Here is a 13,505-nt window from a genome sequence, read left to right as displayed (position 1 = left end):
TTTCCGCTGGTCGGGCGTCTGATCGGGCGTCGTCTCTGCTTCTCGGGCCGGCTACTCGGACGTCGCGCGCAGGGCCGGCCATCCCGTCGCTCCCGCCGCGCCCAGCAGGACACCAACGGGCCGCACCGGCAGCAGGACGTCGGTCAGGTCGTAACGCAGCAGGGCGCCTGTGGGTAGCTGCACCTCGCTCAGATCGTCGTCGCTCAGGTCGTCGTCGGCCGGGGCGCCGGCCAGAACGCCGAGGTGGCGGATCAGGGCACGCAGGACGTTGCCGTGCGCCACGACCAGGACGGTCCGGCCCGCGTACAGGTCGGCTGCGATCTCCGACTCGTAGTACGGGCGGAGCCGGTCGAGGACGTCCGCGATGGACTCCGTCCGGGGGACATGAACGCCCAGCTCCCGGTACCGCACGTCCTCGTCCTGCCCGAAGACGCTTCCCTGGGCGATCGGCGGTGGCCTTCCGTGGAACGAGCGGCGCCAGAAACGAAGCAGGTCCGCGCCGTACTCGGCGCGGACCTGCATGCGGTTACGGCCCTGCAGGGCGCCGTAGTGGCGCTCGTTGAGCCGCCAGCTGCGCCGGACCGGGATCCAGTGCCGGTCGGCGGCGTCGAGCGCGAGGTCCGCGGTCGACACGGCCCGGCGCAGGAGGGAGGTGTGCACGACGTCGGGGAGAAGGCCGGTGTCGCGGAGCAGTTCGCCGCACCGGCCGGCCTGCACCCGGCCGCGTGCGGACAGCGGCACGTCGACCCAGCCTGCGAAGCGGTCCGCGGCGTTCCAGGCGCTCTCCCCGTGCCGCAGCAGCAGCAGGGTGGTGGACCCGGTCATCCGGGCGGGCTCCTCCAGATGGGCGGCCCGGTGGCGGGCTGTCGCCGCGCCCCGGGTGACGGTCGAGGGAGTCGTCGTGGGACTAGTCGTGGGACTAGTGGAGGAAGTTGTCGAGGGGGTATCAGTCGAGGTGTCCGCCTTCGCGGAGGACCTCCTCCGCGATACGGAAGGCCTCACCCGCCGCCGGCAGCCCGCAGTAGACCGCGGTCTGCAGGAGGATCTCCTGAATCTCGGCGACCGTGGCGCCGTTGGTCATCGCGCCCTCGATGTGGTGGGCGAGCTGCGCGGGCCTGTTCAGCGCGGTCAGCATCGCGACGTTGATGATGCTGCGCTGCTTGCGGTCGATTCCCTCACGGGACCAGATCCGCCCGAAGCAGACCTCTTCGGAGTAGTCCTGGATCACCTCGTTGAAGGAGTTGCGCTTCTTTTCTTTCGCCGCGACGTAGTCGGCGCCCATGAGCTCGCTCAGGATGCGCCGGCCGTTCTCCTTGTCGGTCACGTTGTCAGCCACGCTGTTTCTCCTCCTGCGTCGGTGTCGGGTGTGCTTCTGACCGGCCGGGTGTTTCAGCCGCGGTCGAGAACTTCCTGCACTTCGCTGGYCGAGAGCTTGATCTCGACGCCCGCTCGTTCGTTCTGCAGGAGCAGCGGTGTCTGCGAGTCGCGACCGCCCCAGCCCCGCTCGAGGGCCTCCGCGAAGTCCTCCTGCACGAGGCGGGCGGCGCGCATGGGGACGCCGAGCTCGTCGGCCAGCTCGATCGCCAGTCGAAGATCCTTGTTCGCCAGCGCCAGGGCGAACGAGGGCGGCTCGAAGGCGGACTGCAGGTAGCGGTCGCTGATGCGGTCGAACGTGCGGGCCCGGCCGATCGCGCCCTGGCGCATCGCGTGCCAGAGGGCCGCCGGCTCGACGCCCGCCTTGACCCCCATCGTGAAGACCTCGGCGGTCGCCGAGCGGATCATCATGCTGGCGCAGTTGTGGACCAGCTTCGCGGTGTTGCCCGCGCCGATCTCTCCGACGAGGATCACCTGGTCGCCGATGGCGTCGAGGACGGCGCGGTGGCGCTCGAAGGCCGCCTGGTCGCCGCCGACATAGATCGCGAGCTTGCCTGACCGGGCACCCTTGGGGCCGCCGCTCACCGGCGCGTCGAACAGTTCGATGCTGTGCTTGCGGCAGGTCTCGTGCACCTCGCGGACCACGGTCGGCGAGTTGGTGGTGAGGTCGAACCAGACGGYGCCCGCCCGCAGGCCGCTGCACAGCCCGTTCTCGCCGAGACCCAGTTCCTGCATTTCCTGCGGGCCCGGTAGTGACGTGAGGACCACGTCGACCTCGCGGGCCAGATCGATGACCGAGTCGGCCCAGGTCGCCCCGGCCGCCTCGTGTTCCGCGGCGCTCTCCCGGCGGAGGTCGTGCACAATCAGCTCATAACCGGCCGCGCGCAGGTTGAGCGCCATTCCGGCGCCCATGGCGCCGAGCCCGATGAAACCCACCTTCATGGTGCAGATGTCCTTCCGTTTTCAGAGACGAGAGGGCCCGGCCCGGGTGCGACCGTCAGCCGACCGTCTCCGGCAAGATCGTCTCTGCAGGTGATCGTCTCGGGGCGGAGCTCCGCCAGGGAGCCTTGTTCGCGCCTCGGCGTCCGCAGCATGTGCGCATATGCGAATGATCGATTGCATGCGCGAACTGCACGGTAAGGTCTCGCCGGGGGGGATGTCAACGTCCCGACTGCTCCGGGCGGCGTGCCTGCGGAGCGTGGCGACCTGAGGGTGATCGTCGGGTAGGCGTTGACAGTCATATGGGCCACTCTTAGCATCGGCTGTAAATGCGTACTCCTGTACGTAATTGCGAACTCGCCGTAGTGTCGGGCTCAGCGCGTCGAGCGGTTCACTGCGGCACACCCGGACTGGCGCGCGATCCGCGACGCTCGCGCCCGAGTGACCACGGAGGCCCTGGATGACCGCGCTCGAAGGCGTGAAGGTGATCTGTGTGGGGCAGTTCTACTTCGCTCCCTACTGCTCGATGTTGATGGCGCGCCTCGGCGCGGACGTCATCAAGGTCGAGGCCCCGGAAGGGGACCCCTACCGCCGGCTGCCCACCGTCGACCACGACGGCTTCCCGATCCAGTTTCGTTTTCTGAACTCCGGCAAGCGCACCATCCGCCTGGACCTCAAGCAGCCCGGCGGGCAGGAGATCCTCCGTAACCTCGTCCGGACCGCCGACGTCCTCGTCCAGAACCTGTCGCCGGGGGCAATGGACCGGCGCGGTCTCGGCTACGAGCAGCTCAGCGCGATCAACCCGGCTCTGATCATGGCGTCGGGCACGGGCTTCGGTTCGTTCGGGCCGTATGCCGGCCAGCCCGCCATGGATCTCACGATCCAGGCACGCAGCGCGATCATGAGCACGACGGGCTTCGCCGACGGGGCTCCGGTTCGCACCGGTCCGTCGGTCGTCGACTTCGTCGCGGGCACGCACATGCTCTCGGGTGTGCTCGCCGCGCTGTTCCAGCGCACCCGCACCGGCCGCGGCCAGCACGTGGAGGTGGCCCTCCAGGACGCCATCATTCCCTCGCTGACGTCCAACATCGCCGGGCTGCTGAGCGAGGCGACCGAGAGCCACGAACGCACCGGCAACCGGCACGGCGGGCTGGCCGTCGCGCCCTACAACGCCTACCGCACGAACGACGGATGGATCGCGGTGCTGTGCCCGACCGACGCGCACTGGCGGCGGCTGTGCGAGCTGATGGCGGATCCCGCCACCGACGACCCGCGCTTCGCGGCCATGAGCGGCCGGTGCGCGGACATCGACGAGGTCGACGCGATCGTCGAGAGGTGGACGAGCGCCCGTCCCAAGGACCTGCTGGCGCAGATGCTCGTGGAGGCAGGAATCCCCTCCGCGCCGGTCGTCACGCTCCCGGAGCTGCTGGAGGACCCGCATGTGCGTGAGCGCGGCGTGCTCCGCACCGTCACCGACGAGCAGGGGTCGTTCATGACGATCGGCAGTCCGCTGTTCCTGTCGGACTCACCCATGGTGGAGCCGTGGCGGGCCCGTGAGGTCGGCGCCGACACCGACGAGGTCCTCACCAACGAGCTGGGCATGTCCGTCGACGACATCGCCAAGCTGCGGGAGGCCGGGGTGATCTGAGCCGCCGGAGTGATCCGAGTGGCCAGGGTGATCCGAGCTGCCGGGGGGTCCGAGCTGCCGGGGTGGGCAGGACGCCGCCGCGGCGGCCGCGCACGGACAAGGGAGGTCAGGTCGATGCCGACCGCGGGGGAGCCCACGACGTTCGTCCTGCTGCACGGCGGGCGGCACGGAGGCTGGTGCTGGCGCCCGGTGGCCACGCGGCTGCGTGCGGCGGGGTACGACGTGCACACTCCCACCCTGACCGGGCTCGGCGACCGCGCCCACCTGCTCAGCCGGCAGGTCGGACTCGACACCCACACGCGCGACCTGGTGGCGATGTTCGAGTTCGAGGACGTGCACGACGCGGTCCTGGTCGTGCACAGCTACGGCGGCATGGTGCTCGCCGGCGCGATGGAACACCTCGCCGACCGTGTCCGCAGCGTCGTCCTGCTCGACGCGCACCTCCCGAGGGCAGGGGAGTCGATGCTCGATCTGCTCGGTGCCACCCGGGCCGCGCAGATGGTCGCCCTCGCCGACGAGGCTGGCGAGGGCTGGTACATCCCACCCACCAACGCTGCCTACTACGGTGTCACCGACCCTGGCGAGGCTGCCTGGGTCGAGGCCCGGATGACGGCGCAGCCGCTCAGGACCTACCGCGACCCGGTCGCGGCCACCGCCCGCGCCTGGGACCACCCGACCCTGTTCGTCGAATGTCGTCCGACGGCACTCGAACCGCAGATGCTCAGCCGTGCGCGCGAGCGGAGCACGGCCGACCCACGGTTCCAGTACCGCGTGCTCGAGACATCGCACAACGCGATGGTCACCGACCCCGGGGCGGTCACCACGCTGCTCATCGAGGCCGCGAGCCTTCCGGCTGTCGCCCGCTGACGCGGGCCACCGGGGCCACCGGCGCCGTCGGCGGGTCGCCGCGGTGCTGTGCACCGATGCGCTCCGGTGGGGAAGGTCGCGACCAGGGAAGTCTGCTGCGTAGGGAGGAAGCTGTGGGCGAGTCGCGGGAGAACGCGGAAGCGCCGGCCCGGCGGATCGAGGGTTTCGCCGTGACGGGCGGTGTCTGGGCGACGGCCGTCCCGTACCCGAGTCCACTCGCCTACTCGTACTCCTACGCGGTGCGGGTAGCCGAGGGGATCGTGGTGGTGGATCTCGGGTGGGACTCGGACGAGGCCTGGAACGCCTTCCTCTCCGGGCTCGCGCGGGCGGGTCACAGCCTTGATGAGGTGATCGGGGCTGTCGCCACCCACGCGCATCCGGATCACTACGGGTTCGCCCGCCGTATCCGGGAGCACACCTCGGCCTGGATCGCCGTGCATCCCGCTGAACGGACACAGATCTGCGTGGGAGCCGCCGAACGGCAGGCTCGGGTCGTGGAGATCGCCGACTGGATGCGCGCCAGCGGCGTACCTGCCGCGCGGCTGGCGGACCTCGAGGCGGAACTGATCGAGCTCGAGGCGGTGCTGCCGGGCATCGAGCCGGATGTCGAGCTCCTCGACGGTGCGGAGGTGCCGGGTACCGGGGGTGCGCTCGTCGCGATCCACACACCTGGGCACACCGCCGGCCACCTCTGCTTCCACGACCGGGAACGAGGCCTGGTGTTCACCGGCGACCACGTTCTGCCCAAGGTGACCCCGAACGTGGGGCTGCGCCCCGGGTCGGATGCCGACCCGCTGGAGGACTTCCTCGAGTCGCTGCGGCTGCTGCGGAACCTTCCCGCCGACCTGCTGGCGCTGCCCGGGCACGAGTGGTCCTTCGACCGCCTCTCCGACCGGCTCGCCGTGCTCGAGGTGCATCACGAGGCCCGGCTGCGCGAGATCGAGCAGGTGGTGCGTGAGGGACGGGAGACGGTCTGGGAGGTGGCCCGCGCGGTGCGCTGGGCGCGCCCGTTCGACTCGTTCACCCCCCGGTCGCTGCGCTCGGCCCTTGYCGAGACGTACTCCCACCTCGCCCGGCTGTCCGAGGAGAAGCGTCTGATCCGTCGGACGGGACGGCCCGAGCGTTGGACGGTTGCCGAAGGCCGGCGGGACTGACGACTCCGGTCAGTTCAGTCAGGCCGCTCCGGCCGCTCCGCATGGCTCAGTCGCGGGACGCCCCGTCAGGGTCCGCCTCGGCACGATGATCCGTCGTCCGTAGACGCAGACGAGAGTGCCGTCCTGGTTGTAGCCGCGGGTCTCGACGGTGACGGCGCCATGGTCCTTTCTGCGTCGGGACTCCGTCTTGTCGAGCACGGTCGACTCGCCGTGGACGGTGTCCCCGTGAAAGACCGGGGCGAGGTGACGTAAGGGCTGGACCTCGAGGTTCGCGACAGCCTTTCCGGAGACGTCGGGGACGGACATTCCGAGCAGCAGGGCATAGACGTAGCTCCCGACGACGACATCCCGTCTGAACTGGGTTGTCCTTACTGCGTAGCTGGCGTCGAGGTGGAGGGGATGGTGATTCATGGTGAGCTGGCAGAACTGGTGGTTGTCGTGTTCGGTGACCGTCTTCCCCGGCGCGTGCCGGTAGACGGCGCCGAGGTCGAACTCCTCGTAGTAACGCCCGAACCGCATCTGTGCTCCCAACGGCAGGAAGAGGAGCTGCGGCTCGCCGCATGACCGCGGATCTGTTCCCGCGGGGCAGGGGCAGGGGCCCATGCCCCGTGCCTGACAGCCGCGCCGTCTCTTCGGCTCCGGATCGGTGGCCGTAGGCCACCCGAGGACATCCCGACTCCCAAGTGGTTCTTATATGAGAACCACAGTCCTTATATACGGACGAACGCTACGTTCGTCTCCTGGTCATGTCAAGACGCTCGGGGGCCTTGTGGTCGCGGGCGTCGCGACCGCGGGCGTCGTGGACACGGTGCGGGTGTCGTGTGGACACTCCCTCGGGCGGGATGGTCGCGGTGGGTGATCGGTTGGTGAGGTCCTGGTGGAGTCGGTCCTGGTCCGTTGACACCCCCATGTGATCATCGTAGTGTGATTGCAATTACGAATAATGGTTCGCAATTACGAACGTTCGTGGTTATGAACACTGCTCATCGTGAACACTGCGACAAAGGGGTGGCGGCGTGATCAATCAGGACCTCATCCTCATCGACGGTGAGTGGGTCCCGTCGTCCGGCACCGGCGTGATCAACGTCGAGAACCCGGTCACCGAAGAGATCATCGGTACGATTCCGGACGGCACGCCCGAGGACGTCGACCGGGCGGTGACAGCCGCCGCTCGGGCCTTCGACGGCTGGTCCCGTTCGACGCTCGACGAGCGGGCCGAGGTGCTGCGAGGCCTGGCCGACTTCGTCGAGGGCCGGGCCGAGGAGATCACCGAGGCGATCGTCCAGGAGATCGGCGAGCCGCTGAGTATCRCCACGGCTCACCAGACCCGGTCCACGATCAACCATCTCCGCAGCACCGCCGACGCGCTGGCAGAGGTCGACTGGGACGTGCAGGTCGGGGACACGCTCGTGCACCGGGCTCCGGTCGGCGTGGTCGGCGCGATCACACCGTGGAACGTGCCGCTGCTGATGATCGCGATGAAGGTCGGCGCCGCCGTCGCGGCAGGCTGCACCGTCGTGCTCAAGGGTACCGAGATCGCCCCGCGCAGCTCCTTCTTCTTCGCCGAGGGCACGCTGAAGGCCGGCCTGCCCGCCGGCGTGGTCAACCTGGTCAGCGGCACCGGCCCGGTGGTGGGCGAGGCCATCGCCGGGCACCGCCTGGTCGACATGGTCTCGATCACCGGCTCCGTACGCGCGGGCAGCCGCGTCATGGAGATCGCCTCCCGCACGGTCAAGCGGGTCGGGCTCGAGCTCGGCGGTAAGTCCGCCAACGTCATCCTCGAGGACGCCGACATCACCAAGGCCGTCACCGCGGGGATCGCCGACGCCTTCCGGAACAGCGGGCAGGTGTGCGGTGGTCTCACCCGTGTGCTCGTGCCCCGGGCACGGCTCACCGAGGCCGAGGACGCCGCTCGCGCCGCCGCCGAGTCCTACGTGCTCGGCGATCCCTTCGCCGCGGAGACCAGCCTCGGGCCGGTGGTGACCCGCGCCCAGCGGGACCGCATCCGCGAACTGATCCAGTCGGGTATCGACCAGGGCGCCACGGTGGTGACCGGCGGCCCCGAGCAGCCCGAGGGCCTAGCCACCGGCTACTACGTGAGGCCGACCGTCCTGCGCGGCACCCCGGACATGCGGATCGCCCGCGAGGAGATCTTCGGCCCCGTGGTGACGATCCTCCCGTACGACACCGAGGACGAGGCGATCGCGATCGCCAACGACTCCGACTAYGGCCTCGCCGGTGGCGTCTGGGCGGCCTCGCCCGTCCGCGCCCGCGAGGTCGCGCTGCGCCTGCGCACGGGCCGGATTCGCATCAACGGCTCCGCGGTCAACCCCCGTGCGCCGCACGGGGGCTTCAAGCTCTCGGGTATCGGCCGCGAGAACGGACGCTTCGGTATCGAGGAGTTCCTCGAGTACCAGTCGATCGGCTAGGAGGCCGGGCCGGCGGCCACGACCAGCCGGGGGCGACAACGTGAGCACAGAGAGAAAGAAGGGCGAGCGGACATGTCGGTGCGTGCTCGGATAGCGGTACTGCCGCCGGGGACCCATCTGCTCGAGTTCCGGGAGCTGACCATGCCGTCGCCCGGGCCGTTCGAGGTCATGGTCGAGCAGAGCGCGTTCGGGGTGTGTCACAGCCAGCTCGACCGGATCTTCGACTCCTCCCGGACCGCCTCGATGCTGCTCGGCCACGAGTCGATCGGGAGGGTCGTCGCGGTCGGTGCGGAGGTGACCTACGTGCAGCCGGGTGACCAGGTGTGCACCACCTGGATCCCCCGCAGCCCCCGGGAGGGCCGCCCGCCCCTGCCGTCGCGGCTGACGTTCCCCGACGGGGATGTGGCCGCCTCGCACAACTGCTACACGTGGGGGACCCACGCCCTGGTCGACGAGCAGTACGTCGTCCAGATGCCCGACGGCACCGACCCCGACCTCGGAAGCATCATCGGCTGCGCGCTGATGACCGGTGCCGGCGCCGTGATGAACAGTATCGATCTGCGTCCCGGCCAGTCGGTGGCCGTGTGGGGCGCGGGTGGTGTGGGGCTGTGCGCCGTCGCCGGTGCCGCGATCCTGGGCGCAGGGCGGATCATCGCCGTCGACGTGAGTGACGCGAAGCTCGCCCTGGCGGCGAAGTTCGGCGCCACGGACGGCGTGAACGCCCGCGAGACCGACCCCGTGGAGGCGATCCGTCAGCTGACCCGGCACGACGACGGAACCGCGGGCGCTGACTTCTGCCTGGACTGCACAGGCATCGGGGACAACATTCCGGTAAGCCTCGCGGCGGTGCGTCCGGGCATCCGCGGTGCGGGAGTGCGCGGYGGTACCGATGTTCTCGTCGGAATTCCGCGCAAACCCTTCAGCCTTGACAGTTTCGACCTGCTGAACGGTGAGAAAAGCCTGGCCGGCTCGGTCGGGGGCGGCTGCGATCCCGTCCGCGACTTCGCGACCTTTGTGAGCTGGACGAACGACGGTCGTTTCGACCCCGCCCTGCTGGTGACCGACCGGTTCGAGCTCGATCAGATCAACGAGGCCGTGGACGCCCTGCACCACGGCCGCGTCCGGGGCCGCGCGGTGGTCGGAGTGCGCGAGCTGGAATGACAATCCCCCGGAGGGGTGGGATGGGAGTTACCGCTGGTACCCCTGACGGCAGAAACTTCCGCGTGTGTGCGGTCCGGGGTCTGGTGGAGAGGAGCACACCACCGTCGCTCCACTGACCCCCGGAAGGYCGCCATGCCCACGACCACACCGGTCTCGACGACTCCAGCCGGTCACGCCCCGCGGCCCGGTTCCGTGGCGCCTGCCCCGCCGCACGCGCGGTCCGCGCTGGCCGCGGCCATGCTCGGGTTCTTCGTCGTGGCCCTGGACGCCCAGGCCACCAATGTGGCCCTGCCCGACATCCACACCGACCTCGGCGGCGGACTGTCCGGACTGCAGTGGGTCGTCACCGGCTACACGCTGATGTTCTCGGCCCTGCTGCTGTTCGGCGGCACGCTGTCCGACCGTATCGGCGCCCGTCGCGCCTATGGCGCCGGCATGCTCGTGTTCGTCGCCGCCTCCGTCGCCTCCTGCGGCCTCGCCCCCAACCTCGCCACTCTCATCGTTGCCCGGCTGGCCCAGGGCGTCGGCGCCGCCCTGATCACTCCGACCTCGCTCGCGCTGATCCGCGAGGCCTACCTCGACAGCACGCAGCGGGCCAGGGCGATCGCGTTCTGGGCCATGGGCGGCGCGGTCGCCGCCGCCGCCGGGCCCATCCTCGGTGGTGCCCTCACCCAGTTGAACTGGCGCTGGATCTTCATCCTGAACGTGCCGGCGGCGGCGCTGGCGCTCGCCGTGCTGAGCCGCACCGCGCGCACCGTGCGACGCGGCACGACCCCCTTCGATCCGGTCGGGCAGGTGACCGCGATCATCGCCCTCGGTGCGCTCACCTATGCCGTCATCGAAGGCGGTGGCCTCGGCTACACCAGCCCGGCCATCCTGGGCAGTTTCGTCATTTCCGCCGTGGCGTTGGCGGTGTTCTTCACAGCTCAGCGTCGCGGCAGGCACCCCATGGTTCCCCTCGCGCTGTTCCGCTCCCGCACCGTCACGACCGCACTGAGCGTCGCGTTCCTGACGATGGCCGCTTTCTACGGCGTCGTGTTCCTGCAGAGCCTCTACTTCCAGCAGTTCCGTGGGGCCGGTGCGCTGCAGACCGGCCTGTTGTTTCTGCCCATGACCGCGATGGTCGCCCTCCTCAACCCGGCCGTGGCCCACGTCTCGGCCCGCTTCGGTCCCCTCGTTCCCATCGTCGCGGGTCAGCTGATCATGATCGGTGGACTTGTCGCGCTCAGCCTCGCTCCCGCCGACGCGCCGCTGCTCCTGATCGCGGTACTCATGGTCCCCGTCGGCGTCGGTGGTTCCTTCACCGTCCCACCCGTCACCTCGCTGCTCATGGACAGCGTCGACGCCCACCAGGCCGGCACTGCCAGCGGCGTCCTCAACACGTTTCGCCAGCTCGGCGGATCACTCGGAGTCGCGGCCTTCGGGGCGATCGTCGCCACGGCGAGCTCGTTCCCGACCGGCCTGCACATCAGCCTTCTGTCGATCGCCGCCCTGCTCGTGCTGGCCGTCACGGCCACCATCCCGCTTGCGCGAGCCAGGCACGTGAGTGGGCTCCACCCCTGATCACCACACCCGTACACCCTTACCGGTGTCAGGTGTCGCGGGGCCAGACAGCCGCCGGCTGGGCTGGCGGCTGGGCCGCCGGCCGGGACAGCGGGCTGAGGCTGGTTCCAGCGCCGGGGCACGTCCCCGCCGTGTCCACCGCGCGCTGCCAGGAACCGCGCCTCCGGCGCTTGGCGTGATACATGGCCGCATCCGCCGCGCAGACGACCTCCTCGGGGCCGGCAGTTCCGGGCTCGACCAGGGCGACGCCGACGCTGGCCGTCACCGGGACCTGCTGCTGGCCGATGGTCAGATCCACGCTGGCGACGATGCGGTCGGCGACAGCTTCGACCGCGCTRCAGGACGTGACGTTCCGGCACAGGATTCCGAACTCATCGCCGGCGAGCCGGGCCACGACGTCCCCCGGGCGGACCACGCACCGGAGGCGGGCCGCGACCTCGCGGAGCAGGTCATCGCCCGCCAGGTGCCCCAACGTGTCGTTGACCCGCTTGAATCCGTCGAGGTCTATGAAGAGGAAGCCGGCCCGCGTCGCGGTATCCCTGGTCTCAGCGATAGCGCGTTCCAGGTGCGCGTACAGAGCCGCCCGGTTCGGCAGGTCGGTGAGCGGATCATGGAATGCGCGATGATGCGCGTCCGCGGCCAGGACGCGCTCCCGCTCGACCGATCGGGCCGCGATGCTGGCGGCCGCCACCTGCGTGGCCACGAGACCCAGAAAGCTCCGGTAATCCGCGTTCATCGGGAGCCGGTCGCTCAGACCGAAGATGAGTAGCCCGATGGGGCGTGYGTCGCCTGGCTCGGACAGGGGAACGGCCATGGCGGCCGTGGATGGTGGGACGTCGGCTGACTGCCGTAACCCCAGGCGGGTGAGGAGACGATCGACGATCATCGTCCGTCCCGTTGTCATGGAGTCCTCGAGCTCGGCGGTGGCGACGCCGTCCTCGAGCACAGCGGGGGTTTCCGCGGTTGCGGYGATGCCAGCCGACGCGGCGACCGTGAACGTCCGCGGTGTCTGCGCCCCGTCGAGGACGATGAGGCAGTACGGGATGTCCGAGGCGAAGCGCCCCAGCACCTCGATGCCGTGGACGAACACCTCTGCCTGCGTGGGCCGCCCGGCTGTGGCGCTGGCCAGCTCGTGCAGACATCGGAGGCGTCGCGTCCCGAGTACCTGCTGTGTGGTCTCCTGAAGAGCGGCGAACACACCGACCACGTCACCCGCCGGAAACTGCCGGATCGGGCCGTAGGAGAAAGTGAAGTAACAGTCCTCGAGATAGCCGTGGCGATCGAGTCTGGAAGGCCAGTCCTGCGCCCACGTCGCTCCACTGCCGGACATCACCTTGTCAAGCATCGGAAGAAGTCGGTCCGCCGCCTCGGGAAAGATGTCCAGAAACGGCTTTCCGATACATCCCGGATGCTTTCTCCCGAGCATCGGTATGACGGCGTCGTTGTGTATCTCGATCAGCTCCGGACCCCAGAAGATCTCGAGCGGGAAGTGCGACTCAAGGCAGAGGGACAYGGCTGTGCGCAACGGTTCGCCCCAGTCCCGGGCCGGGCCGAGGGGCGTGTCGGACCAGTCCATGGACATCATCAGGCGGCCTGTCTCCCCGCCGGCGGCGAAGATACGGCCCATGTCGCCTGGACCAGCCGCGGTGGAGCTTTTGTCTCCCCCGTGGTGGTCTGCGGCATCTGGACCCGAAACACCGATTTCGATCTCGCTCTACCTCGTCCGTGATCGTATCCCGCTTCCTTCCGTTTTTCCCTGGAGCAAGTCTCCGGAAACCCGGCACCCCGGCCGACCCGGCCGGCGCCGGCTCGAGACCAGACGTCCCGCCCGGCGTCCACACGCCGAGACCTCTTGACACCGCACTCCTGTTCGCATATAAGAACACAAGTGCGTATATAAGATCTGAGCAGACCGATCCGCTCGTCCCGCGCAGTGGGGGGAACACATGCAGTTCGGCCGGTACTACGAGGAGTTCGAGGTCGGCGCGGTCTACCGGCACTGGCCCGGCAAGACGGTCACCGAGTACGACGACCACCTGTTCTGTCTGCTGACGATGAACCACCATCCGCTGCACCTCGACGCCAACTACGCCGAGCGGRCCACCCAGTTCAAGCRCAACGTCGTCGTCGGCAACTACGTGTACTCGCTGCTGCTCGGGATGTCCGTCGCCGACGTCTCTGGCAAGGCGATCGCGAACCTGGAGGTCGAGTCGCTGCGGCACGTCGCGCCGGTCTTCCACGGGGACACGATCTACGGCGAGTCGACCGTGCTGGCCAAGGTGGAGTCGAAGAGCAAGGACGACCGTGGCATCGTCACCGTCGAGACCCGCGGGCTCAACCAGGACGGAACGCTCGTCTGCATCTACCGCC

General features: G+C 69.3%; 12 protein-coding genes. 7 read left to right on the top strand and 5 right to left on the bottom strand.

Features of this window, described 5'->3' with window-relative positions:
* Window positions 1–51: 51 nt before the first annotated feature.
* The 3 genes from CC117_RS31850 to CC117_RS31840 all read right to left on the bottom strand — a co-directional run bounded on the left by CC117_RS31850 (window position 52) and on the right by CC117_RS31840 (window position 2,316).
* On the bottom strand, window positions 52–825 hold the full coding sequence (locus CC117_RS31850; protein WP_071091537.1) for a 2,3-bisphosphoglycerate-dependent phosphoglycerate mutase: 774 nt from the start codon (window positions 823–825) through the stop codon (window positions 52–54).
* Between the two features lie 121 nt (window positions 826–946).
* A complete protein-coding gene (locus CC117_RS31845; RefSeq protein ID WP_198542058.1) occupies window positions 947–1,336 on the bottom strand; it encodes a carboxymuconolactone decarboxylase family protein in 390 nt (129 codons plus the stop codon).
* Between the two features lie 53 nt (window positions 1,337–1,389).
* Window positions 1,390–2,316 carry an NAD(P)-dependent oxidoreductase gene (locus tag CC117_RS31840; protein ID WP_071091534.1) on the bottom strand — a complete coding sequence of 309 codons (927 nt, stop codon included), beginning with the start codon at window positions 2,314–2,316 and terminating at the stop codon, window positions 1,390–1,392.
* Window positions 2,317–2,773: 457 nt separating this feature from the next.
* On the opposite strand from CC117_RS31840, the gene CC117_RS31835 reads away from it, so the two are divergent.
* From CC117_RS31835 to CC117_RS31825, 3 genes are all read left to right on the top strand, one after another.
* Complete coding sequence (locus CC117_RS31835) at window positions 2,774–3,961, top strand: CaiB/BaiF CoA transferase family protein (RefSeq protein ID WP_071091531.1); 1,188 nt, start codon at window positions 2,774–2,776, stop codon at window positions 3,959–3,961.
* 114 nt (window positions 3,962–4,075) lie between these two features.
* Window positions 4,076–4,828: an alpha/beta fold hydrolase gene (locus tag CC117_RS31830; RefSeq protein ID WP_071091528.1), complete on the top strand. Its 753-nt coding sequence runs from the start codon at window positions 4,076–4,078 to the stop codon at window positions 4,826–4,828.
* Window positions 4,829–4,941: 113 nt separating this feature from the next.
* Window positions 4,942–5,982, top strand: coding sequence for an MBL fold metallo-hydrolase (locus CC117_RS31825; protein WP_071091525.1), 1,041 nt, complete (start codon window positions 4,942–4,944; stop codon window positions 5,980–5,982).
* Window positions 5,983–6,000: 18 nt separating this feature from the next.
* On the opposite strand, the gene CC117_RS31820 is transcribed toward CC117_RS31825, so the two are convergent.
* Window positions 6,001–6,501 carry a MaoC family dehydratase gene (locus CC117_RS31820; protein ID WP_071091522.1) on the bottom strand — a complete coding sequence of 167 codons (501 nt, stop codon included), beginning with the start codon at window positions 6,499–6,501 and terminating at the stop codon, window positions 6,001–6,003.
* Between the two features lie 497 nt (window positions 6,502–6,998).
* Here CC117_RS31820 and CC117_RS31815 point away from each other — a divergent pair, with 497 nt between their 5' ends.
* The 3 genes from CC117_RS31815 to CC117_RS31805 all read left to right on the top strand — a co-directional run bounded on the left by CC117_RS31815 (window position 6,999) and on the right by CC117_RS31805 (window position 11,135).
* Window positions 6,999–8,411 carry an aldehyde dehydrogenase family protein gene (locus tag CC117_RS31815; protein ID WP_071091520.1) on the top strand — a complete coding sequence of 471 codons (1,413 nt, stop codon included), beginning with the start codon at window positions 6,999–7,001 and terminating at the stop codon, window positions 8,409–8,411.
* A 72-nt stretch (window positions 8,412–8,483) separates the two neighbouring features.
* Window positions 8,484–9,572 (top strand): zinc-binding dehydrogenase, encoded by a 1,089-nt coding sequence (locus tag CC117_RS31810; RefSeq protein WP_071091517.1) that lies wholly within the window; start codon window positions 8,484–8,486, stop codon window positions 9,570–9,572.
* A 132-nt stretch (window positions 9,573–9,704) separates the two neighbouring features.
* Complete coding sequence (locus CC117_RS31805; protein ID WP_084133088.1) at window positions 9,705–11,135, top strand: MFS transporter; 1,431 nt, start codon at window positions 9,705–9,707, stop codon at window positions 11,133–11,135.
* A gap of 28 nt (window positions 11,136–11,163) precedes the next feature.
* Here CC117_RS31805 and CC117_RS31800 read toward each other — a convergent pair whose 3' ends face one another.
* Window positions 11,164–12,762 carry a diguanylate cyclase domain-containing protein gene (locus tag CC117_RS31800; protein WP_071091514.1) on the bottom strand — a complete coding sequence of 533 codons (1,599 nt, stop codon included), beginning with the start codon at window positions 12,760–12,762 and terminating at the stop codon, window positions 11,164–11,166.
* A gap of 319 nt (window positions 12,763–13,081) precedes the next feature.
* Between CC117_RS31800 and CC117_RS31795 the strand changes: the two genes are divergently transcribed.
* Window positions 13,082–13,505, top strand: a 424-nt coding sequence (locus CC117_RS31795; RefSeq protein WP_071091512.1) for a MaoC family dehydratase, incomplete at its 3' end; no start/stop codon positions are given.

It is taken from the genome of Parafrankia colletiae (assembly GCF_001854655.1).
GTDB classification, from domain to species: domain Bacteria; phylum Actinomycetota; class Actinomycetes; order Frankiales; family Frankiaceae; genus Parafrankia; species Parafrankia colletiae.
The sequence above is the reverse complement of the archived record's forward strand: the minus strand, read 5'-3'. Positions and strand labels throughout refer to the sequence as shown.

Excerpts from the sequence above, each read along its gene's own strand:
- CC117_RS31850 (WP_071091537.1), bottom strand. The coding sequence starts at position 825 with ATGACCGGGTCCACCACCCTGCTGCTGCTGCGGCACGGGGAGAGCGCC.
- CC117_RS31835 (WP_071091531.1), top strand. The coding sequence starts at position 2,774 with ATGACCGCGCTCGAAGGCGTGAAGGTGATCTGTGTGGGGCAGTTCTAC.
- CC117_RS31830 (WP_071091528.1), top strand. The coding sequence starts at position 4,076 with ATGCCGACCGCGGGGGAGCCCACGACGTTCGTCCTGCTGCACGGCGGG.
- CC117_RS31820 (WP_071091522.1), bottom strand. The coding sequence starts at position 6,501 with ATGCGGTTCGGGCGTTACTACGAGGAGTTCGACCTCGGCGCCGTCTAC.
- CC117_RS31805 (WP_084133088.1), top strand. The coding sequence starts at position 9,705 with ATGCCCACGACCACACCGGTCTCGACGACTCCAGCCGGTCACGCCCCG.